At 63.1% G+C, this 22,491-nt stretch carries 18 protein-coding genes; 12 read left to right on the forward strand and 6 right to left on the reverse strand.

Going from position 1 to position 22,491, the window contains the following annotated elements; all coding sequences use genetic code 11:
* Positions 1-83: 83 nt before the first annotated feature.
* The 5 genes from LB556_RS20705 (at position 84) to LB556_RS20725 (ending at position 5,071) form a co-directional block, all read left to right on the forward strand.
* Positions 84-761 (forward strand): 4Fe-4S dicluster domain-containing protein, encoded by a 678-nt coding sequence (locus tag LB556_RS20705; protein ID WP_224569642.1) that lies wholly within the window; start codon positions 84-86, stop codon positions 759-761.
* Positions 762-957: 196 nt separating this feature from the next.
* Positions 958-1,695 carry a dienelactone hydrolase family protein gene (locus LB556_RS20710; RefSeq protein WP_224569588.1) on the forward strand — a complete coding sequence of 246 codons (738 nt, stop codon included), beginning with the start codon at positions 958-960 and terminating at the stop codon, positions 1,693-1,695.
* A 195-nt stretch (positions 1,696-1,890) separates the two neighbouring features.
* Positions 1,891-2,451: an RNA polymerase sigma factor gene (locus LB556_RS20715; RefSeq protein ID WP_224569643.1), complete on the forward strand. Its 561-nt coding sequence runs from the start codon at positions 1,891-1,893 to the stop codon at positions 2,449-2,451.
* A gap of 2 nt (positions 2,452-2,453) precedes the next feature.
* A complete protein-coding gene (locus tag LB556_RS20720) occupies positions 2,454-4,595 on the forward strand; it encodes a VWA domain-containing protein (RefSeq protein ID WP_224569589.1) in 2,142 nt (713 codons plus the stop codon).
* A 206-nt stretch (positions 4,596-4,801) separates the two neighbouring features.
* Complete coding sequence (locus tag LB556_RS20725) at positions 4,802-5,071, forward strand: hypothetical protein (RefSeq protein WP_224569590.1); 270 nt, start codon at positions 4,802-4,804, stop codon at positions 5,069-5,071.
* Between the two features lie 17 nt (positions 5,072-5,088).
* On the opposite strand, the gene bmt is transcribed toward LB556_RS20725, so the two are convergent.
* A complete protein-coding gene (bmt, locus tag LB556_RS20730) occupies positions 5,089-6,111 on the reverse strand; it encodes a betaine--homocysteine S-methyltransferase (RefSeq protein WP_224569591.1) in 1,023 nt (340 codons plus the stop codon).
* A 190-nt stretch (positions 6,112-6,301) separates the two neighbouring features.
* On the reverse strand, positions 6,302-7,159 hold the full coding sequence (locus LB556_RS20735) for a helix-turn-helix domain-containing protein (protein WP_224569592.1): 858 nt from the start codon (positions 7,157-7,159) through the stop codon (positions 6,302-6,304).
* Positions 7,160-7,388: 229 nt separating this feature from the next.
* Between LB556_RS20735 and LB556_RS20740 the strand changes: the two genes are divergently transcribed.
* A complete protein-coding gene (locus LB556_RS20740; protein ID WP_224569593.1) occupies positions 7,389-8,408 on the forward strand; it encodes a fatty acid desaturase in 1,020 nt (339 codons plus the stop codon).
* 94 nt (positions 8,409-8,502) lie between these two features.
* Positions 8,503-9,330, forward strand: a complete 828-nt coding sequence (locus tag LB556_RS20745) for a phosphate/phosphite/phosphonate ABC transporter substrate-binding protein (protein ID WP_224569594.1) — start codon at positions 8,503-8,505, stop codon at positions 9,328-9,330.
* Here LB556_RS20745 and LB556_RS20750 read toward each other — a convergent pair.
* The 4 genes from LB556_RS20750 to LB556_RS20765 form a co-directional block, all read right to left on the reverse strand.
* Positions 9,295-10,650, reverse strand: coding sequence for a M24 family metallopeptidase (locus LB556_RS20750; protein WP_224569595.1), 1,356 nt, complete (start codon positions 10,648-10,650; stop codon positions 9,295-9,297). The two genes, LB556_RS20745 and LB556_RS20750, sit on opposite strands and share 36 nt — an antisense overlap.
* A 10-nt stretch (positions 10,651-10,660) precedes the next feature.
* The gene (locus tag LB556_RS20755) at positions 10,661-13,231 is read right to left on the reverse strand and encodes an FAD-dependent oxidoreductase (protein WP_224569596.1); all 2,571 of its coding nucleotides are present in this window, start codon (positions 13,229-13,231) and stop codon (positions 10,661-10,663) included.
* Positions 13,228-13,713 carry an endonuclease domain-containing protein gene (locus LB556_RS20760; RefSeq protein ID WP_224569597.1) on the reverse strand — a complete coding sequence of 162 codons (486 nt, stop codon included), beginning with the start codon at positions 13,711-13,713 and terminating at the stop codon, positions 13,228-13,230. The genes LB556_RS20755 and LB556_RS20760 overlap by 4 nt, the downstream gene beginning before the upstream one ends.
* A gap of 135 nt (positions 13,714-13,848) precedes the next feature.
* Positions 13,849-15,426 carry a trimethylamine methyltransferase family protein gene (locus LB556_RS20765; protein ID WP_224569598.1) on the reverse strand — a complete coding sequence of 526 codons (1,578 nt, stop codon included), beginning with the start codon at positions 15,424-15,426 and terminating at the stop codon, positions 13,849-13,851.
* A 259-nt stretch (positions 15,427-15,685) separates the two neighbouring features.
* Between LB556_RS20765 and LB556_RS20770 the strand changes: the two genes are divergently transcribed.
* The 5 genes from LB556_RS20770 to LB556_RS20790 all read left to right on the forward strand — a co-directional run bounded on the left by LB556_RS20770 (position 15,686) and on the right by LB556_RS20790 (position 22,452).
* On the forward strand, positions 15,686-17,593 hold the full coding sequence (locus LB556_RS20770; RefSeq protein WP_224569599.1) for a phospholipase D-like domain-containing protein: 1,908 nt from the start codon (positions 15,686-15,688) through the stop codon (positions 17,591-17,593).
* Between the two features lie 166 nt (positions 17,594-17,759).
* A complete protein-coding gene (locus LB556_RS20775) occupies positions 17,760-18,941 on the forward strand; it encodes an MFS transporter (protein ID WP_224569600.1) in 1,182 nt (393 codons plus the stop codon).
* The gene (locus LB556_RS20780) at positions 18,941-20,101 is read left to right on the forward strand and encodes an MFS transporter (protein ID WP_224569601.1); all 1,161 of its coding nucleotides are present in this window, start codon (positions 18,941-18,943) and stop codon (positions 20,099-20,101) included. Before LB556_RS20775 ends, LB556_RS20780 begins: the two co-directional genes overlap by 1 nt.
* Before the next feature lie 78 nt (positions 20,102-20,179).
* Positions 20,180-22,243 (forward strand): prolyl oligopeptidase family serine peptidase, encoded by a 2,064-nt coding sequence (locus LB556_RS20785; protein ID WP_224569602.1) that lies wholly within the window; start codon positions 20,180-20,182, stop codon positions 22,241-22,243.
* A 68-nt stretch (positions 22,244-22,311) separates the two neighbouring features.
* The gene (locus tag LB556_RS20790) at positions 22,312-22,452 is read left to right on the forward strand and encodes a capsid protein (RefSeq protein ID WP_224569603.1); all 141 of its coding nucleotides are present in this window, start codon (positions 22,312-22,314) and stop codon (positions 22,450-22,452) included.
* Positions 22,453-22,491: the final 39 nt, after the last annotated feature.

Here is a 22,491-nt window from a genome sequence, read left to right on the forward strand (position 1 = left end):
GGCGGGGCTAAAGTCGCCAACATCATCCACAAGGAAGTCTGGCGGAGCGCGTTCTCCGATCCGGACAAGAAGGGATGATACGCGTGCGCGGCATGATCGAGGAGATCACGGCCGCGCTTGGCGCCAACGGCCTCATCCTACGAGGCGGCGTTCTTTTTCCCGATCACGAGGGTGCGCCTCACGGTGCCTCGGGAGTGCCGGCAAAGTCCGTCCTGCTGGTAGGGCAGGCGGGTGTCGCGCCTTGGCCGCATTTCCTGCGCTGGCGGGCTACCCAACCTCATGGCATCGCCAATCCGCTCGATACATGGTCGCGCCAGGTGATTGGCGCTGTGGCGGAAAAGTTTGGCGCGCGCGCCGTTTCACCGTCGGACAGGCCTTATCTGCCCTTCCAGCAGTGGGCGATGCGGGCCGAGGGGCTAAGGCCGTCGCCGCTTGGTATCCTCATGCATCCGCAATACGGGCTTTGGCATGCCTATCGCGGCGCTTTGCTGTTCGAGGAGGAGATAGCGCTTCCGGAGCCTCGCGAGGCGGTCCATCTCTGCGACGCATGTGTCGAGAAACCCTGCATGAAAGCCTGTCCGGTCGATGCCTGTTCCATCAGAGGGTTCGCCTACCAATCCTGTCTTGGGCATGTGCGGGGAGCAGATGGCGAGCCTTGCCGGAGCGGCGGCTGCCTTGACCGAAATGCCTGTCCCCATGGCACGTCCTACCGCTATCCGCCGGAGGTTCAGGCCTTTCATATGGCGAGCTTCATGCGCTAGCGGCACGCCGTTGGCGGCAGAAATGCCGACGGAAATGCACAGAGAAGCGCTTGCCGCATAATGACCTCGATAGGGCCTCTTGCGGGATGTGCTTCGTGGCCGCTCGATACGCTTTTGTGAACGCCACCCGTCAGCCCGGCCTTGCCCTTCCAACCCGCGCCGATATGTATGTGCGACGATCAGAAGGGACCCGGCCATGGCGAAGTGTGGTATCGAGATAAGGACCAGCGATGGTATCGCACGAGCAGGACTGTTCCGCTCGTCCGCCGCTTCGCCGACCAAGGCCGGGGCCATTCTCTACCAGGACGCTTTCGGTCCGCGCCAGGCGCTCGATGGCATGGCCGAGCGGCTGGCGGGTGAGGGCTATGCGGTGCTGGTTCCCGATCTTTTTTACCGCAACGCGCCCTATGGTCCGTTCGATGCCAAAACCGCCTTCGCCGACGAGAAGACCAAGGCAGCGCTGATGGCGCTGGTCACCGGCACGACGCAGGAGATGACCATCAGCGACAGCGGCACGTTTATCGAGGCAATGTCCGCCGAAGGCGTTACGGGACCGATCGGCACCGTCGGCTATTGCATGGGCGGGGCGCGGGCGCTCAACGCGGCTGCGAGTTACCCAGACAGGATCAAGGCCGCCGCCAGTTTCCATGGCGGCAACCTCGCCAGCGACGCCGCCGACAGCCCGCATCGCAAGGCGGCTTCCATCAAGGCGCGCGTTTATGTCGGCATGGCGGGCGTCGACAGGAGTTTTCCGCCGGAACAGTCGACGCGGCTGGAAGAGGCGCTGCGGAACGCTGAAGTCGACCATTTGATCGAGAATTATGTCGGCATGGCGCATGGGTGGTGTGTGCCGGACCACAGCGCCTTCGACGAGGCCGGCGCTGAGCGTCACTGGAAACGGCTGACGGCGTTATTTGCGGAGACGCTCGGGTAGGCCAAGCTTCGAAAGGTTGCCGCGGCCCACATCCGCCCTTCGGGTGTTTCGTCGCTTGAAAAGCCAGGTATCGGCTTTTCGCCCGCTGCGCGGACCAATCCTCGCTTTCCCGCGAAGAGGGAGAGGAAGAGGCTTATCAAAAAATCTTTCCCTCCCCCAAGGATTAGCCATTAGCCTTCGTCCAACAGATAAATGATGGCGATGATGCTGGATGAGAGCGAAGCCTCCGACGCCGAGCTGATCGGGCGGGCGAAGGGCGGAGACAGGGGGGCCTTCGGCAAATTGCTGGAGCGTCACTACGACTTCGTCTATCGCGCAGCCTACCGCTGGTGCGGCAGGAAGGCCGATGCCGAAGACATCGCCCAGGAAGTCTGCGTCCGGCTCGGCAAGGCGATCCGCGACTACCGCGGCGGCAGCGCGTTTACGACATGGCTCTATGCCATGACGGTGAATGCCGCGCGCGACATGATGCGCAAGACCGCGCGCGAGACGGTCAAGACCGAGGCCTATGGCGTCCATGCGCTGATTTCGGGCGAGGCCCCGGCGGAGAGCGAGGACCCTGCCGAGGCGCTGTGGGTGGTGGTGCGGCAATTGCCGGACAAGCAGCGCGATGCCGTGATGCTTGTCTATGGCGAAGGCTTGAGCCATGCGGCGGCCGCCGAAGCTATGGCGATCTCGGAGACGACGGTTTCCTGGCACATCCATGAAGCGAAGAAACGGCTGAAGACGTTGACACGTTCAGCCGGGGAAGTGTGACCATGGTCGACGACAACGAACTCGGAAAGCTGCGCGACGCGGCAATACCAGCGCCTGGCGAGAACGCGAGGGCGCGTACCTTCGAGGCCGCCATGCGTGCCTATGACCAGGAAAATATCTCCGCCGTCACCCAAGGATCGGTCGGCCGTCTTCGTCTCACAGAGCGAGCACGAAAGCTCTGGAGCGAGATCATGCAAAAGAAACTCATTGCCGCGCCGGCCCTTGCCGGGCTCGTCGCCCTGCCGATCGCCGGATACGCCACCTTCCATATGCTGAGGGAACAGCCGTCGCCGTTCGGCGGCGACGAGAAGATCACAGAGACGCTGGCCGACAAGCCGGCAACACTGAAGCCATTGGCCAAGCAGGCACCGGGAGACCAGGCCGCCGACGAGCCGGCCGTGACCACCGCGCCGGTGAAGGACAAGAAAGCCGACGCGGATGTGGAAAGTCGCGGCGCGACCGATGCGCTTGTGGCTCCGGCTTCGCCGCCGAACTCCGAATCGGCCCAAGCGGGCGGGGCCGCCCGGCAGACTGCGACGGAGCGTGGAGTGTTGGCTGAGCCAGCACCGCCGGCGCCGACCGGTGAATTCGCGCTGGATGGCGCCACTGGCGCGGCCAGCACGTCGCGGGTGGCCCGCATGCCGGCCGCCGAATCCAAGTTGATGATCCAGCAGCCGGCCACGGCACCGGCTGACCAGATCATGCCGCAACAGGAAAACCGCGACCGCGTCCAGGATTTCAAGACCAATCCGGTGCACGCCGCATTAGAAGATCCGGTCTCGACCTTTTCGATCGATGTCGACACCGCTTCCTATTCCTTCGTGCGCAGTTCGCTGAAGCAGGGCTACCTGCCGCAGGCCGACACGGTCCGTGTCGAGGAGATGATCAATTACTTCCCCTATGACTGGAAGGGGCCGGACTCGGCCTCGACGCCGTTCAATTCGACCGTCAGCGTGATGCCGACGCCGTGGAACGCGCACACCAAGCTGATGCATGTCGCCATCAAGGGCTTCGACATCAAGCCGACCGAGCGGCCGAAGGCCAATCTGGTCTTCCTGATCGACGTATCGGGCTCGATGGACGAACCCGACAAGTTGCCGTTGCTCAAGTCGGCGTTCCGGTTGCTGGTCAGCAAGCTGAAGGCCGACGACACCATCTCGATCGTCACCTATGCCGGCGATGCCAGAACCGTGCTGATGCCGACCAAGGTTGCCGAGAAGGACAAGATCCTCAATGCCATCGACAATCTGCAGCCCGGGGGCTCGACGGCAGGCGAAGCCGGCATCAGGGAAGCCTACAAGCTTGCCCAGCAGTCCTTTATCAAGGATGGCGTCAACCGCGTGATGCTCGCCACCGACGGCGATTTCAATGTCGGCCAGAGCGATGACGACGATCTCAAGCGGCTGATCGAGAGCGAGCGCAGGACTGGCGTGTTCCTGTCGGTCTTCGGCTTCGGTCGCGGCAATCTGAACGATGAGATGATGCAGACCATCGCCCAGAACGGCAACGGCACCGCCGCCTATATCGACACGCTGGCCGAAGCCGAGAAGGTGCTGGTCGAGGACGCTTCCTCGACGCTGTTCACCATCGCCAAGGATGTGAAGATCCAGGTCGAGTTCAATCCGGACAAGGTCTCGGAATACCGCCTGATCGGCTACGAGACCCGGGCGCTCAACCGTGAGGATTTCAACAACGACCGCGTCGATGCCGGCGATATCGGGTCAGGCCATTCGGTCACCGCGATCTACGAGATCACGCCCAAAGGCAGTGGCGGCGAACAGATCGATCCGCTGCGCTATGGCCAGGCCACGGTCAACAATGGCGGCGTCGCCAATGCGGACGAATATGCCTTCGTCAAGATCCGCTACAAGCTGCCGAACGAGGACGTCTCGAAACTGATCACCACGCCGGTGACATCGACCAACGAGCTCGCGTCCTTCGACCAGGCGAGCACCGACCAGCGCTTCTCCATCGCGGTCGCGGCTTTCGGTCAGAAGCTGCGCGACGAGGACGCGACCGCGAAGTTCGGCTACGACAAGATCATGGAGATTGCCACTGCCGCCCGAGGAGCCGACCCGTTCGGGTACAGGTCCGAGTTCCTTTCGCTTGTGCGCCTTGCCTCGGCGCTGGGCGGTAACCGGTAGTGGCGACGACGGTCGGCTTTCTGCGGATGATGGGGCCGTTCTGATAGGAAAGCCGGCCCAAAGGCGGGTTAGGCAGGCCGGCGAGGGATACTTTCCTTGCCGGCCCTTTTAGCCCGCATGATCGTTAAATTACGCGGTATTTCCGGTACCGGATCGCAATTTCCTCCTGCTACACCGGTCATGTCCAAGGCTTGAGGGAGCCGGAATTGCAGATCACAACCATCGCCAACTCGACTCCGCCGGCACGCGACGCTTCGGCGGTTTCATCAGTCCCGTCGGCGGAATCCCAGCGCATCGGCGATGATGTCGCGCAGGCGCGCCACACCGCCATGTCGGCGCTGACCAACGACCGCTTCCGCGCCATGCTGGAGCAGATTACCGATCCGGGCGCGTCAGGCGCGCTGGCGACAATGCGCGGCGACAACGTTGTCGATTTCAAGTCGGCGCAGTCGAGCTACGCCGAAAACAGCGAATAACCGCGAAGGAATTCGCGTCAGGCGCGGGTGCGCCGCCGCTCGCGGCGGGATTCGCTGGTCTCGGCGGTGTTTGCCGTCGCCACCTTGTTGCGCATAGGGCCGATGCGCTCGACGATTTTTTCGACCGTCGGACGATCCGCCCGTGTGTGGGCATCGAGCGCCTTGCGCATCGCGGCAAGATGCTGGAACGAGGTGCCGCAGCAGCCGCCGATGATTTTCGCGCCGCTATCCACGGCGAGCCGGACATAGTCGGCCATCAGTTCCGGCGTGCCGGAATAGTGGATCTCGGTGCCACGGAATTCGGGGATGCCGCAATTGCCCTTGACGATGACAGTCGCCTCCGGCTTCGCCTCGGTCATGTCGAGCAACGAGGCCAGGATATCGGAGGCGCCGACACCGCAATTGGCGCCAACGCCGAGCGGTGCTTGCGACAGGCCGTCGGCGACGCCGTGGATGTCCTTCGGCAGCAGACCCATCATGGTGCGGCCGGCGGTGTCGAACGAGCCGGTATAGGTGTAGGGCAGGCCGACGCGGATGGCGGCCTCGGCGGCGGCGCGGATCTCGTCGGGCGCCGACATCGTCTCGATCCAGGCGACTTCGGCACCGCCTTCCTTGAGACCCTCGATCTGCTCGGCGAAGGCGTCGACCGCCTCGTCATAGGTCATGGCGCCAAGCGGCACCAGCAGTTCGCCGGTCGGGCCGACCGAACCGGCAACGATCACCTTGCGGCCGGCCTTGTCGGCGACGGCACGGGCGATTTCGGCGGCGCGCTTGTTCAGAGCATGGACGCGGTCCTGCGCATGGTGGAGCTTGAGCCGGTGGCGGGTGCCGCCGAAGGAGTTGGTCAGGATGATGTCGGCGCCGGCGTCGACGAAATTCTGGTGCAGGCTGGTGATGGTGTCGGGCGCGGTTTCATTCAGCAGTTCCGGCGCCTCGCCGGCCTCCAGACCCATGGCGAACAAATTGGTGCCCGTAGCGCCATCAGCCAGCAGCACGCCCTTTTCCGCCAGCAGTGCGTCAATGGGGTTGGTCGTCGTCATCGGATTGGCTTTCGTGTTTTGAATTCGAATAAGGATATAAAAAAGTCTTTATGTCCAGTCAATGAAATAGCGTTCACGCGATGCCTGCTGAAACCTTGATCACACGGCAGCGGTGATCTGGGCCTCCATATCTGTGCAGATCCCGCCATTGATGGCCAAAGGCCCGACGGGTGACGTCGATTGCCGTGGATCAGACAGAGCCGGATGGGAATGACATGCCGGCCAGATTGCGCGCGAAGGCGGCCGCCTCGTGCGGATTGACGTCGGCGGCGCGGATCAGGTTGTCGAAATGCTGGGTCAGGGCCTGGACCGGCTGCGTGGCGTTCAGCACCACATACATGTCGCCGACATAAATGGCGGCGCGATAGGGGCCGAAGATGGTGAGCGGGATGGAATAGCGCATGCGGCCGTCATAGAGGAACAGACGGAAAGTCGGATAAAGGTCGTCGAGGAGTGTCGCCATGTGGGCGAGTTGCTGCTGGCGGTCGGCGGCGGGGAAGCGGTCCCACACACCGAGGCCGCGGGCGAAGATTTCCAGCGTGTGGCGCGGCATGCAGACTTCCATGTCGGTTTCCGGGCGCCGGTTGTATTCGATGCGGTATCGGGTTTCGCTGGCCTGCGCCAGGCGGCTCCTGTTGGTGATGTTGGCCTCGTAGTCGACCAGCGCGTGGGTGCGCAGAAGATCGGGAATGCCGGCCGGCACATAACGGATCTTGGTACCGGCGGCTTCGGCAAACCATTTGGCGAGCAGCGTTCGGTCGAAGCCGTCGGGCGCTTCCTCGATCTCGAGGCTCTCGCGGATTTCGCCGGTCAAGCCCTCGTCCTGACTGAGGCCAAGCAGCCAGTCCAGCGACACCTTGAATTCGGCGGCGATGTTGAGCAGCGTTTCGGCGCGTGGCAGGCGGGTCGAGACACCCGAAAGCAGTTGGGAAAGCGCCGACCGGTCGATACCGACAGCTGACGCGAAGGCCGACTGGTTGAGGTTGGATCGTGTCAGGAGCAGCTTCAGACGCTCTCGAAAGAGCGCCGAGAGATCACGTTTATCCATCCTCTCACTCCATGCTTTGGAAGGAAAATTTTGCGTCGAAGTGGTTTAAGCGGCACTCCAGGCGTAAATGAATCCTTGATACTGTTTACAATGTACAACATATGCCGCCAAAAATGCGCAGACGCAACATTTTGTGCACTTTGTCGCGTTGAGTGGAATCACGTCTCCTGACACAATGCTGTCAGGAACCAGTTGGGGTTCCGACGACTGGAGGGCAGTGGTCGATAGCATGGCAAGCATACCAGGCAAGAGCGTTCGTCGAAGCAGCAAACCGGCCATCGAATGGCCGACCGTGGTCCTCGCTTTCTTCTGCTACGGCACATGGTTCGCCGCCGGACTCTTCCTCTGGCCATCCTATCCGATCCTCGCACTGATCGCCCTGGCCTTCACGCTGGCACTGCAGTCTTCGATCATGCACGAGGTGCTGCATGGTCACCCGACCCGCAACGCCTTGGTAAACGAAGCCTTTGTCTTCCTCCCGATCGGTCTTGCCTGGCCGTTCCGCCGCTTCAAGACCATTCACCTGCGCCACCATGCCGACGAGCGGCTGACCGATCCTTTGGACGATCCGGAGAGCTATTACCAGGCGCTCTGGATGCATGAAGAAATGCCGCCGTTGATGAAATTCCTGCTCAAGATCAACAACACGATGGCTGGTCGCCTGGTGCTTGGCCCGTGGCTGTCCTGCATCGGCTTCTTCATCGATGACGCCAAGCAGGTGATCGCTGGAGACAAGGCGATCCGCAAGGCCTGGCTGCTGCATGCGATCGGCCTGGCCATGGTTCTGCCGGTTGTGCAGTTCGGGTTCGGCATGCCGGTTTGGCTCTATGTGCTGGTGCCGGTCTGGCTCGGCCAGTCGCTGATCTCGATCCGCACCTATGCCGAGCATCAGTGGTCGGAGCACCCGGAAGGCCGCACGGTGATCGTCGAGCGCTCGCCGCTGTCGTACCTGTTCCTCAACAACAATCTGCATTTCGTCCACCACAAGAGCCCGACGGTCGCATGGTATCAATTGCCGAAGCTGTTTCGTGACCGCCGCGACGAGTGGCTGCGGATGAACAATGGCTATGCCTACCCGAACTATTTCGCGCTGGTCAAAGCCTTTGCCTTCAAGGCCAAGGAGCCGATCGTGCACCCGGTGCTGCGGCGCGCGCCGGAGCCGGGCAGGGCATTCAAGCCGCGCGTCAGGGCACGCAGCATCAACGGGCTTGGCACGCTGCCGGTCCCGGCCGAGCCCCCCAAGGAATAGTATCCGCCGACAGCATGGATGCCGTGTCGGCCAATCCTGATTGGACGCCGCGTTTTTGCGATCCTTTTTCCGGACAGGGTGGTTTGATATCGCCATGAGCGAATTGATTGCGGCGTTGCCGATGTATGACTGGCCCGAAGCGCGCGACGAGGTCGACGCTCAATGGACGTTGTTGCGCGATGCTTTCCGGCGCAAGGGGATCGACGCGCCGCAATCCATCGTGCGCCGCAATGGCGACCTGCCGCCCATGCCAGGCGGCATTCGGGATGGCGAAGGTCAACTCATCGCGCCCGATCCCGCGACCTTGCCGCCGGATGAACTCGATTTTCACAAGCTCTGGCTGCATCCTGCGCTGCTGTTCGCGCAGACCTGCTGGGGTCCGATGGAGCTTGGCCTGTCGAGCCATGTGCAGGTCGTCGGCCAGCCGAGCTATGACGCCTGCGAGGGCGGGCAGGGCGAGCTTTATTCGAGCGCGCTGGTGATGCGGACAGGCGAGGGTCCGGAGGTCCGGTCGCCCGCCGACGGCAAGGCCTTGCTGCCACTTGACCTCATCCGGGGCAGGCGCTTCACCTTCAACAGCCCCGATTCGATGTCTGGTATCATCGCACTGACGCGCGACCTGGAAGCGGCCGGCGAAAGCCTCGACATCTTTTCATCGCGCAGCGAGAGCGGCGGCCATCGCGACTCGATCGTCGCTGTTGCCGAGGGCAAAGCGGATGTCGCCGCGATCGATTGCGAAAGCTGGGCGCTGGCGCGGCGTTTCGAGCCGGCGGCGAAAGCCGTGGAAGTCGTTGGCTGGACAAGGCGGCGCAAGGGCCTGCCGTTCATCACCGCCAGGACCACGCCGGAGAGCACGGTCAAGGCCATGCGCGAAGCCCTTGCCGGGCTAGCCGAGCAACCTCGCATCCAACGGGTAGGTTGAAAGCTGCTCGTTACCGGTCTCGGTGATCAGGATCTGCTCTTCAATCTTGACGCCCTCGTGGCCGCCGAGCCGGCCGATATAGCTCTCCACACACAGAACCATGTCCGGTTCCAGCACGCCGTCGGGCGTATCGGATGTCCAGTCACTGGCATGCGGCAGGGTCGGGTACTCATCAGCAAGACCGACACCGTGATAGAGCACGCCGTAGCGGGTCGGAAAACAATCGTCCGGCGGCACCGCCGAGCGTTCGACAAGGTCGCGGAACGAGACGCCGGGCTGCATCAGTTCGGCGTTGTGCTCGATCTGATCGGCGGCGATGCGGAACAGGTCGCGTTGTTCATTAGTCGGCTTTGTACTTCCACAAAGCCAGGTACGCGACAGGTCGGCGCAGAAGCCGTAAGGGCCGATCAGGTCGGTGTCGAAGGCGACGAGGTCGCCTGATTCAATCTTGCGTGACGAGCATTCCTGGAACCAAGGATTGGTGCGCGGGCCTGATGTGAGCAGTCGGGTCTCGATCCATTCGCCGCCGCGCGCGATGTTGCCGCGATGCAGTTCGGCCCATAATTCGTTCTCGGAGATGCCGGGCTTAAGCGCCTGTTCCATTTCGCCCATCGCCGCCTCGCAAGCGACGATGGCGCGGCGCATGGCGAGGATCTCGTCCGGCGATTTGATCAGGCGGGCGTTTTCCATCACTGCTTCGCCGTTGCCGATGGAAATGCCGAGGCGGTGGAGTTCTTCGACGCCTTCAGGGTTGACGTGGTCGACGGCGATGCGGCTGTTGCCGCCGCCATGTTCCCGGACCAGATCGGCGATGCCGGCGGCCCAGCGGCGAACCTTCTGCTCCGTCAGTTCGCCGCCATAGAGATACATCCATGAAATGGCGGGACGGACTTCATCGACGACGCCGGAATGGTCCGACAGATGCTCGCAGGAAAAATAGTCGAACAGCACCACCGGACCTTCGGTGGCGACGAAGCAGTGCCGGGTCGGGTTGTGCGCGACCCACAGCTGCATGTTCGTACTGTCGGTCGCGTAGCGGATGTTTACGGGGTCGTAGAGCAGGGCGCCGGCATAGCCGCGGCGCTTCAGCTCCGCCCGGATGCGCCCAAGCCGGTACTGGCGCATCGCCGGCAGGTCGGGCGCGGCGATGCCTGCCGCGGCCCACTCGGCTTCGGCTACCGCGCCGTAGCCGAGCACATGCTGGTTGAGCGACGCCGCCTTCTCGCGGGAAGCGTCACGCAACGCTTCGGTCGAGCCTGATACAAACGGCATGATCTTGCGATGGCGGCCGAAGCTCCCCTTTGGCGCCGCGCTGTCCATGGCCGAAACCTCAGGTCCGCATCTTCTCGCCGCTTGGGTCGAAGGGCGCCTCGACATTGATGCGAGCCGGGCGCCGGTGACCAAGAATCTCGATCTCGAACAGTCCAGCGCTTTCATCCTCGGCGAGGGCCGCCGGCACATAGCCCTGCGCCATCGACTTCTCCACGTAATGGGCATAGCCGCCCGACGTCACCCAGCCGACCACACGCCAGTCGCCGTCGGCGATGCCGCGCACGGCGGACGCACCTTCGGCGGCCTTTGAGCCACGTATTTCGTTGCCTGAAGTGTCGAAGCGCGGCGCGCCATAGCCATGCGGCTTTTCAACAGTGCCGTAATCCTTGCTGACCTTGGCCCAGATCGGCTCGTCGCCCATCACGTCGGCGTCCGCTGCGTCGACGATGAAGGAGACGCGGCGCAGTTTTGGGCCTTCGGCCTGTTCCTTGGCAGCGGCTTCGCGGCCGATGAAATCGTTCTTCTCGAGCTTGATGAAGCGGTCCATCGAGCCTTCGAACGGCCCGTAGATCGGCCGCAACTCGCGGAACCAGGTCGGGAAGTTCTTTTCCAGGCGCATCGACAGAAGCGCGCGCATGCCGAAATCGACCAGGCCGAATTCCTCGCCGGCATCCTTGATCGCCTTGTAGACCAGCCGCTCATAGGCCGGCGCCATCCAGATTTCGTAGCCGAGGTCGCCGGTGTAGGTGATGCGGTTGACCAGGCACGGCGCGCCGCCGACCGCCATTTCGCGGAAGTCCATGAAGCGGAAAGCCTTGGTCGAGATGTCGACATCCACCAGCTTCTGCAACAGTTCACGCGACTTCGGCCCGGCGATCGACAGGCCGACCAGCGTCTGGTCGAAGCGGTGAATGCGGACAGAACCGTCCTTCGGCAGGTGCTTCTCGAACCAGCGCATGTGATATTTCTGCGCGGCGGAAGAACCCCAGATCATGAAGCGGTCCTCACCGGCCTTGGCGATGGTGAAGTCGCCGATGAGCTTGCCGAATTCATTGAGCATCGGCGTCAGCACGATGCGGCCGGTCTTCGGCATGCGGTTGGTCATTAGCCGGTTGAGGAACTCTTCCGCGCCCGGTCCCGACACTTCGTATTTGGCGAAGTTGGCGATTTCGGTGACGCCGACGCGCTCGCGCGTGGCGCGCACTTCCTCGCCGATCGGCCCAAAGTCGTTGGAGCGGTGGAAAGAGACGATGTCTTTCGGCTCCTTGCCCTTGGGCGCGAACCACAGCGGGGTCTCGAGGCCCCATGAGTCGCCCATCACGGCGTTGTTGGCCAGCATCGTGTCGTAGAGTGGCGTCGTTTGTGCGGGGCGGGCGGCCGGCAGTTCCTCATTGGGAAAGCGGATCGAGAAGCGGCGCGAATAGTTCTCGCGCACCTTGGCGTTGGTGTAACGCAGGCCGGCCCATTCGCCGAAGCGGGCGACATCCATGCCCCAGACGTCGAAGCCCGGATCGCCGTGCACCATCCAGTTGGACAGAGCGAGGCCGACGCCGCCGCCCTGGCTGAAGCCGGCCATGACGGCGCAGGCGCACCAGAAATTGGTCAGGCCCTGCACGGGGCCGACCAGCGGGTTGCCGTCGAGCGCGAAGGTGAAGGGGCCATTGATGATCTGCTTGATGCCGGCCTTTTCGATGCCCGGGAAGTGCTTGAAGCCGATCTCCAGCGACGGCGCGATGCGGTCGAGATCCGGCGCCAGCAGTTCGTGGCCGAAATCCCATGGCGTGTTGACCGGCGACCACGGCTTGCAGGCCTTCTCATAGGTACCGAGCAGGATGCCGTTGCGTTCCTGGCGGGTGTAGATCTCGCCCTTGAAATCAAGCACACCGATCATCTCGCGGCCGGTCGACTTGTTGAATTCCTCGACCTCCGGCATCGGCTCGGTGAGCAGGTACATGTGCTCCATGGCCAGCACCGGCAACTCGACGCCGACCATGCGGCCGATCTCGCGCGCCCACAGACCGCCGCAATTGACGACATGCTCGGCGTGGACCGTGCCCTGTTCGGTGACGACGTTCCAGGTGCCGTCGGGCTGCTGCGTCAGGTCGACGACGCGGTTGCGCAGCACGATCTCGGCGCCGAGTTTCTTCGCCGCCTTGGAGTAGGCGATGGTGGTGCCGGAGGGGTCGAGATGGCCTTCGACCGGGTCCCACATGGCGCCGACGAAATTGGTCTCGTCCATCAGCGGGAACATTGCCTTGGCTTCGGATGGCGTGATCAGTTCGGTGTCCATGCCGAGATAGCGGCCCTTGGCGTGGGCAAGCCGCAGGAAGTCCATGCGCTCGGGCGTATCGGCCATCATCACGCCGCCGGTCAGGTGCAGCGAGCAGGACTGGCCGGATATCTCCTCGATCTCCTTGTAGAGCTGGACCGTGTAGGCCTGCAGCTTGGCGACGTTGGGATCGCCGTTCAGCGTATGGAAGCCACCGGCCGCATGCCACGACGAGCCGGAGGTGAGCTCCGAGCGCTCGATCAGCATGATGTCGGTCCAGCCGGCCTTGGCCAGGTGATAGAGAACCGAGCAGCCGACGACGCCGCCGCCAATGACAACCGCTTTTACATGGGATTTCATGAAGATAGTTCCGTTTTTGAAGATATTGAATCGAATGAGTTGGGCGTGAAAACAAAGCGGAGGTCGGATACGGCGATGTTTTCGGAGAGCCTGCCATCAAGCGCGGCAAGGATGGTTTCACAGACGGAAGTACGATGTTTCAGGACATCGTGGCTCCAGACACGCAGGATGGAATAGCCTTGGGCGCGCATGAAATCGTCGCGGCGACGGCCATAGGGACTGTGGGCGTGCTGCTGTCCGTCAACTTCGATGACAAGCCATTTTTCGCGGCAGGCGAAGTCAGCAAAGAATGGGCCAATAGAGAGCTGACGCGTGAAGCGATAGCCACCAAGCTTGCGCGCCTTCAGTTCAAGCCACAGCAATGCCTCAGCCTGATTGCCCGCTTGTCGGAGTTTACGCGCTCGATGTGTTGTACCAGTTTTGCGGCGGCTGCGCGCTCGGGGAGCGCCTTCCCCCACTCCGTCGCCGCTTCGCGGCGCCACCTCTCCCCCCTCCGGAGGGAGAGGAAAGGTGCCGGCTGGAATCGCGGCGCGCCCTTCCTCTACCCCGTCGATCGGGGGAGAGGTGTCGAGCGTAGCTCGACGGAGTGGGGGTCGACTGTTCATCAACAACATTGATCAAAAGTCGGTCGGCGCGCCGCCTTCGGCCGTGCGCTTCGCGACAAAGGCGTTGAGTTCCTCGCGGATCGCCGGGTCCATGTAAGGCTCGTCATAGGAGGCCAGACGCTCCTTCCAGACCTTGTTGGCCTTTTCCAGCGCGGTCGGCGAGCCGGCTTCGGCCCAAGTCTCGAAATTGCGCCAGTCCGACAGGATCGGCGAATAGAACGCGGTCTTGTAACGATCCTGCGTGTGCTGGGTGCCGAAGAAGTGGCCACCGGGGCCGACCGACTGGATGGCATCGAAGCCAAGCGCCTCTTCCGACAGGTCGAGCGGGGTCAGGAATTCGGCCACCATCTGCAACAGGTCGATGTCCAGAATGGTTTTTTCGTAGGAGCAGCGCAGGCCGCCTTCCAGCCAGCCGGCCGCGTGCATCATCAGATTGCCACCGCCCTGGACGGCGCCCCACAGCGAGAACACGCTCTCATAGGCCGCCTGCGCGTCGACCGTGTTGGCGGCGCAGGTGTTGGAGGTGCGGTAGGGGATGTTGTAGCGGCGGGCGAGCTGCCCACCGACTAGCTGTGCCTTCATGTATTCCGGCGTGCCGAAGGCCGGTGAGCCGGACTTCATGTCGACATTGGAAGTGAAGCCGCCATAGCCGACCGGTGCACCCTTCCTGACCATCTGGGCGAAGGCGATGCCGGACAGCGCCTCGGCATTCTGCTGCACCAGCGCACCGGCGATGGTGACGGGCGCCATGGCGCCCGACAGGGTGAAGGGCGTGACGATGACGACTTGGCCCTTGCTAGACATCTGGATGATGCCTTCCATCATCGGCACATCGAGCTTGAGCGGGGAATTGGTGTTGATGATGGTGAAAACCGACGGCTCCGCCAGCATCTGCTCGTGGCTGATGCCACGCGCGATGCGGGTGATCTCGATGCCGTCGACATTGCGCTCCTTGCCGAGCGAATAGATGTGGAACACCTTGTCGGTCAGCGTGGCGAGGTCGCGGACACATTCGAGGTGGCGGACCGACGGATGGATATCCGTCGGCTCGACCGGGTAACCGCCGGTGCAGTTCAGTATGTTGTGCATCTGCGCCAGGCGCAGGAAGTTGCGGTAGTCCTGCTGGTTGCCTGGCCGGCGGCCGCGATCGATGTCGGAGCAATTGGGCGCCGATGCCATCATCGAGATGATCAGGTTGTTGCCGCCAAAGCGCACATTGTGCGCGGGGTTGCGGGCATGAATGGTAAATTCGGACGGGCAGTTCGACACCAGCTCCAGGATCATGTCGCTGTCGAAGCGCACGCGCTCCGAGCCCTCGCGCACATCGGCGCCATGCGCCTTCATGATGTTTCGGGCTTCGTCGTGCAGGACGTCGACCCCGATCTCCCTGAGCACGCGCAGGGAGGCGAGGTGGATCGATTCCAACTCGTCCTCGGACACCAGACTGGTCGGCGTCAACGGATTTTTCAGCTGGCGGAAAGCCGGCTGCTCGAACGCGGCCGAGCCACCGGCGCGCTTTCCGGCGCGGCCGCCACGGCGGGCGCGATCGGTTGCCGGAGCCGATTCGACGGGTTGAAGGGCGGCGGTCATGGAGAGCCTCGTAGGATGCGAAAGTGGGCGGCATAATGGACCGGCGGCCGTCCTGCCATTGCGGAGGCGGCGACCACTAGAGCGAGGGAAGCGACATGCCCGAACGGCATCCGCGTGGCGGTGGCTCGCCCTGTCACCATGACACACCGGCAAGTGCTGAACGCGGCCGGATGAATGGATGCCGACGCCGCGCGCGTTACAGTACCGTCTTTTACTTCTGGTATACTTTGGCGCCCGAACGTCTTTGGAGGGACAGCCCATGCCTGATGTCGTCAAGGTGCGTGCCGCGACCAACAACGAAGTCGCGTTCCTTTCCTGGGATATGGACGGGATGATACCGGGCTGCCTCGGTTTCGAGATCGTTCGCCTTTATCCCGATACAGGCGAAGAGCGTTGCCTGGCGTCCTGGGTACCTTTCAAGGGCCAGCGCAATCCGCGATGGATCCCCCAGGATACCGGCGTGTGGCCGGTGCAAAAGACCTTCTGGCGCGATCTCACCGTGCGGCGGCGCCGCGACAGTATCGATGTCAGGCCTGACGGCGAATTGATCGCCTATCGGGTGCGTCCGGTGGGCGACATGAAGCCCGGTCTTGATCCAGTGCCGGTGCGACCCGAGCAGGTCGTCGACGGCAAGCCTGCCTACACCGGGCCGGCGCGGCCGCTGGGTTATCTCGGCCAGGGCGCGGTCAGCCCACCGATCTTCCTGGGACAGATGTTCGGCAAGGCGCGCGTGGCGTTCACCAACGGCGTGCTGTCGACGCAATGGATGTCGCACGCACTGGCGGAAGCCGGCATCAAGGTCGGGCAGCGCGACAAGATCAGGGCGGTGCTGGAGGACCCGACCAGCAAGATACGCGCCTATCTTCACGGCGATGTGCCTGATGTGCTGACCAGTCTGTTGAAGCGCGCCAGGACTGACGGCGGCACCGTCAGGCTCGCGCTATACGAGCTTGGCGACGACGAGCTGTGCGACGCCATTATCGCCGCCAAGGATGTCGTCGAGGTCATTCTTTCCAATTCGGGCAAGGACGACCAGACCGGGGCCTGGGATGCCGGCAATGCGCCCTACAGGAAGCGCCTGCACGACGCGGGCATTGTGGTGACGGACCGCCTCTTCAACAACAACCATATCGGCCATAACAAGTTTGCCGTCTACCGCGACGCCCAGGGAAAGCCGCAAGCGGTGATGACCGGCAGTACCAACTGGACGTCGACCGGCATTTGCGGGCAATCCAACAACGCCTTCATCCGTGAAGATCCGGCGATGGCCGAAATCTTCGACGCCTATTGGCAGCGGATGAAAACCGATGTGTTTCCACCGCCGGCCTCGGAAAGCGCTCCCGGCCACGTCGCGCAGACGCAAGGCGTGCCGTTTCGCAAGGAGAACCATATTCCAAATCCGCTGAACGGCGCCACCAAGGCGCTGGATGGCATGACGGTCTGGTTTTCGCCGAACGATCCCGACCGCAACAAGAAGGATATCTCGGTGCGGCCGGTGGACCTCGAGGATGTCTTCGCCCGCATCAGGGCGGCGAAACGGGCGATGCTTTTCCTGGTCTTCAACCCGTCGCTGCTCGGCGAGAACTCGATCGTCGACCAGGCGGTCGCGGCGGCGAAGGCCGATCCGAAGCTGATCGTGCAAGGCGCGATAAGCGACGAAAAGGCCATGCCCAACTATGTCGCGCCGACCAAGGATCCGGTCACCCATAAATCGAACAAGGACGGCAAGGCGCCCTTCGTCTATCCGGAAAAGGTCTGGGAGGCTCCGAACGTCTCCATCGTGCGGGCGGCGAACCTGACCGGCGCTACGATCGCCCGCGACTTCCAGGCCGAGGTGCTGACCGTCGGCCACGCGATCGTGCACGACAAGATCGTCATCATCGACCCGATGGAGGACAACGCCACCGTCGTCACCGGCAGCCACAATCTTGGCTACAAGGCCTCCTACGAAAACGACGAGAACCTGGTGATCGTCGAAGGCGACAAGACGTTTGCGGCCGCCTATGCGGTGCACGTGCTCGACGTCTTCGACCACTACAAGTTCCGCGCCTGGCGCAGGACGATCGGCAAGGGTCCTTCCGACGATGACGGGCTTTCCACCGACGACAAATGGCTGAAGCCTTATGCCGATGGCAAGAAGGGCGCGATCGCCCGTTATTTCCCATAGCGCCGGCGGCCTGGAACCTGCCGTCCGTTCCTGCCCGCCATCTCTGGACGGGCCGTTGGCGCAAGCGGATTTCGCCTGCCGGCCCTTTCTTTCCTGCGAGCGAACCAGTAGCTGATGACCCTTGCCGGCCAGGAGGTCAGCCGGCACCCTCACATGGAATGACAGCATGGTCGCGACCGGCTCGAGCGAAGGCGAAGCGGGAACGCAATGGGCGGCGCTCGCGGGCGTCACCGCCGCATTGGCCATGTTCGGGGCGGCGCAAGGGCTGAGCTCGCCGCTGTTCACGCTCCTGATGCAGAAGCAAGGCATGTCGCCAGGCCTGATCGGCCTGTCGGCGGCGATGATGCCTCTGGGGCTGATCCTTTCGGCTTCCTTCGTGCCGGCGGCGGTTCGGCTGGTCGGTGCGCGAAACCTGGCCGTCGTATGCTCGCTGATCGGAGCACTGTGCTTCCTGGGTATCGGCTATCTGCAGAACTGGGTTGCCTGGTACGTCATCCGCTCCATCATCGGTTTGGTCATCAATCCGCTCTACATCCTTGGCGAGGTTTGGGCGCTGTCGCTGGCGCCGCCGTCGCGGCGCGGTCGGGTGATGGGCGTGTTCAACACGCTGATGGGCGCCGGCTACGCGGCTGGCCCCTTCACCCTGACCTTTGTCGGCATCGACGGCTGGGCGCCCTTCAGCGTCGGCATTGGCGGCTTCGTGCTTTGCGCTGCCATCCTGCGCGTTGTCTCTTCGAAGCTCGCCGGTTTCGAGGATGACGGCCAGCCAGCCGGCAGCTTTGTCGGTTTTGCCCGGTTGGCGCCGGCGCTGCTGCTGGCGGTGCTGGTCTCGGCCGCTGTCCAGCAAAGCACCTACGCGCTGGTCCCGGTCTTCGGCACAAGCTACGGCCTGCCCGAGGCCGTACTCGCCGCGCTGGTGATGGCGCTGTCGCTGGGCAACATCCTTTTCCAGATTCCCCTCGGCCTGCTCGCCGAACGCTTCGGTGGCCGGCCGATGATCCTGGCCTGCGCGGTGGCGACGGCCGTTTGCGCCGTTCTGCTCCCGCTGCTGATCACCACGCCTCTGATCTGGGGTGTGCTTCTGGTGATGGGCGCGGTCGGTTACGGCGTTTACACGATGGCGCTGGTCGAACTCGGCAGCCGCTTCAGGGGCTCGTTGCTGGTCACCGGCAACGCGGCGTTCGCCCTGCTATGGGGCGTTGGCGGCATCGTTGGTCCGCCTGGCGCCGGTCTGCTGATGCAGGGCATCGGTCCGCTGGGGCTGCCCGTGGTGATCGCCGGTCTCGACGCCTTGCTGGTGATCTTCGCGCTGTATCGCTCGTCCGTGCGCCAGAGCGGCAAGGCGTGATGGTGACCGGTTCGGATAAGGGCCAGGAAGGCCTCGAGTGGGCCGCCATCACCGGCGTGATCGCGACCGTGTCCGTGTTCGCCCTCGCTCAGGGCCTCTCTTATCCGCTGCTGAGCTTCATCCTGCAGAGGCAAGGCGTCTCGCCGGCGATGATCGGGCTGTCGGCGGCTATGACGCCGATAGGCTTCATTCTGTCGTCGCCGCTAATTCCGGCGCTGGCGCGGCGATTCGGAGCAGGGCGCACTGCACTCACCTGCGCGGCGCTCTCGGCTGTCGTGCTGGCGCTGATCGGATGTACGCAGAATGTCTACCTGTGGTTTCCGTTGCGCTTCCTGATCGGCGTCGTAACCAATCCGCTCTATGTGCTGAGCGAAATCTGGGTGATCGCGTTGGCGCCGCCGGCGCGGCGCGGGCGTATCATGGGCGTCTACTCGACGATCATTTCCGCCGGATTCGCCGCCGGTCCGCTCTGCCTGCTTGCCGTCGGTACGCAAGGTTGGTCGCCGTTTCTGGTCGGCATTTGCGCCTTTGTTCTCTGCGGCATCTGCCTGGCCTCGGTGCTGCCGCGCCTGCCGAAAGTGGACGAATCCGGTCATCAGCTCTCGGTCCTTAGCTTCGTGCCGCTGGCCTGGCTGCTCTTGTTTGCCGTGGTCGTCGCCGCGGGGATCGAACAGGCGTCCCTGGCGCTGCTGCCGGTCTATGGCATGCATTATGGCATCGCCGAAGCCCGCATGTCAGCGCTGCTGTCCATGATGATTGCCGGCAACATCGCCATGCAAGTGCCGCTCGGTCTGCTGGCGGAAAGGCTGACTGCACGGTTCGTGCAACTTATCTGCATCGGTATCACGACGCTCGGATGCGTGCTGTTGCCGCTTCTCATCGAAACGCCGCTGATCTGGCCGACGATCTTCATCTGGGGCGCTGTCTCCTACGGCATCTACACTATGTCGATTATCGAACTCGGCGAGCGTTTCAGCGGCTCGGCGCTGGTCGCCGGCAACGCTGCTTTTTCGCTGATGTGGGGTGTCGGCGGCATTTCCGTGCCGCCGGTGGCGGGAGGTGCCATGGATGTGCTCGGCGCGTCAGGCCTGCCGATCACGCTTGGCTTGCTGTGCTTTGCGCTGGCGCTCTCCAGTGTCGTGGGTCGCGGGAAGGCCTGAATCCTCTGCTATATGCCGCAGCTATTGAATATCGGACATTGCATGTCGATGTTGCATGCCGAAGCAATCGGAGATTCCATGACCAAGCCCATCGCCAAGCAAGAATCCGCTCATGAAGATCCCTTCCTGTGGCTTGAAGACAGGACCAGCAAACAGTCGCTCGACTGGGTGCATCGCCAGAACGAGATTACGGTTGGCGAACTGCAGGGTGATCCGTCCTATCAGGCGTCGTTCGAGACGGCGCTCGACCTGATGACGGCCGAGGACAATATCGCGGTTGGCGCGGCAATCGCCGGTTATGTCTACAATTTCTGGCAGGACAAGACCAATGCGCTCGGCCTGTGGCGCCGAACGACGGTCGCTTCCTACAAGACCGACAAGCCCGACTGGGAAACGATCATCGACTTCGACCAGCTTGCGGCGAAGGAGGGGATAAAATGGGTATTCGGCGGCGCCGTCAGGCTTTATCCCGATTTCAACCGCTGCTTGGTTTCGATGTCGCCCGATGGAGGTGATGCCAGTGCGATGCGCGAGTTCGACATCGCGGCCAAGTGCTTTGTCGAAGGCGGTTTTCAGGCGCCGGCTTCGAAATCGGGCTTTGGCTGGCTGGACGAGGATACGGTCATCGTTTCGGCCGCCTTCGAAGAGGCCGACAAGACCGAATCCGGCTATCCGCGTGTGGTCAAGCTCTGGAAGCGCGGCACCAAGCTGGAAGAGGCGACCCCGATCTTCGAGGGAAAGACCGAGGATCTCGCCGTCGGCGCCGGCGTCGAGTTCGACGGCGAGAAGCGTCATCTGTTTCTTGCTCGGACACTCAACTTCTTCGCATCGCACAGTTTCCTGCGTCTTCCTTCGGGCGAAAACCGCCGGATTCCGCTGCCTGACGACATCACCGACACCGCGCTCTTCAGGGATCAACTGGTGTTCGGGGTGCGCAGCCCATGGACGGCGCCGGACGGCACGGCGTGCCAGCCGGACGGGCTCTACTCCCTCGATTTCGCGCGCTGGATCGAAACCGGCAGTTTGGGCGCCATCGAGACGTTGCTCGCGCCGGCACATCGCGTCTCGATCGCCGGACTCGCCAGAACGCAGGACCGCCTGTTCATCAACCTGATGGACAATGTCCGCGGCAAGGTTCTCGTTTGCGAGCGCGAGGGCGGCGCATGGTCTCTGAAACCTGTTGCGTTGCCTGAAAACGGCACGGTCGGCATCAGCCATGCCGAGCATTTCGGCTCCACCGTCTCCTTTTCCTTCACGGATTTCCTGACACCGAGTTCGATCATCTGGTCCGATGATGATGGCGAGACGCTAGCCACCGTGAAGTCGCAGCCGGCGCGCTTCGATGCCTCGCCGCTTGTCTCCGAGCAGTTCGAGGCACGCTCGAAGGACGGCACGATGATCCCATATTTCGTCGTCAGGCGACGCGACCAGAATGGGCCGGTGCCGACGCTGCTCTACGGCTATGGCGGTTTCGAAGTGCCGCTGCTGCCCGGCTATGCCGGCGTGCGCGGCAGGCTGTGGCTGGAGAAAGGCAATGCCTATGTGCAGGCCTGTATTCGCGGCGGTGGCGAGTTCGGCCCGGCCTGGCACCAGGCTGCCCTCAAAGGCAAGCGCCAGAACGGCTTCGACGACTTTGCCGCGGTGGCTGAGGATGTCGTCAGGCGTGGCATCGCAACGCCTGCCTCGCTTGGCATACAGGGCGGCTCCAATGGCGGCTTGCTGACCGGCGCCTCCCTGACACAGCATCCCGAGCTTTTCGGCGCCGTCATCATCGAGGTTCCGCTGCTGGACATGCTGCGCTACACCGAACTGCCGCCGGGCGCTTCGTGGATGGCCGAATATGGCGATCCGTCAAAGCCGGAAGACGCCAAATGGCTTTCCGCCTACTCGCCCTATCAACATGTCAAGGCGGATGCCGCCTATCCGCCGGTGCTGCTGACTACCTCGACCGCGGACGACCGGGTTCATCCGGGCCACGCGCGCAAGATGGCTGCCCGCCTGCAGGAGGCTGGCCATGCCAGGACCCTGTTCTTCGAGGAGACCGAAGGCGGTCATGGCGGGCGTGGCGACCGTCGGCCGCAAGCGGCTCAGACGGCGATGAAATACGTGTTTCTGCAGCGGGCGCTGGCTCCCAAGGCCTAGACATATTCCGCTCATGGCCAAGCAAAGGGTGGTTCACCTCGGCCAGCCTTTGCTCTAAGGTGCCGGCCATGGCTCTTGTCGTGATATCGGCCAGCCTCCTTTGGGTCAGGGCATTCCGCATCGCGGTGACACCGTCATTGCGTACGCTGCGTGCCGAGCTTTTGCGGCTGTGCGCCCGTATCGGCTATTCGCCACCCGCCGCTCTCTGATGCATTCGTCCCGGCGCTCGCCGGATTGCATTCCAGAGG

The sequence above is a fragment of the Mesorhizobium sp. ES1-4 genome, from assembly GCF_020164745.1.
Taxonomy (GTDB): Bacteria; Pseudomonadota; Alphaproteobacteria; order Rhizobiales; family Rhizobiaceae; genus Mesorhizobium.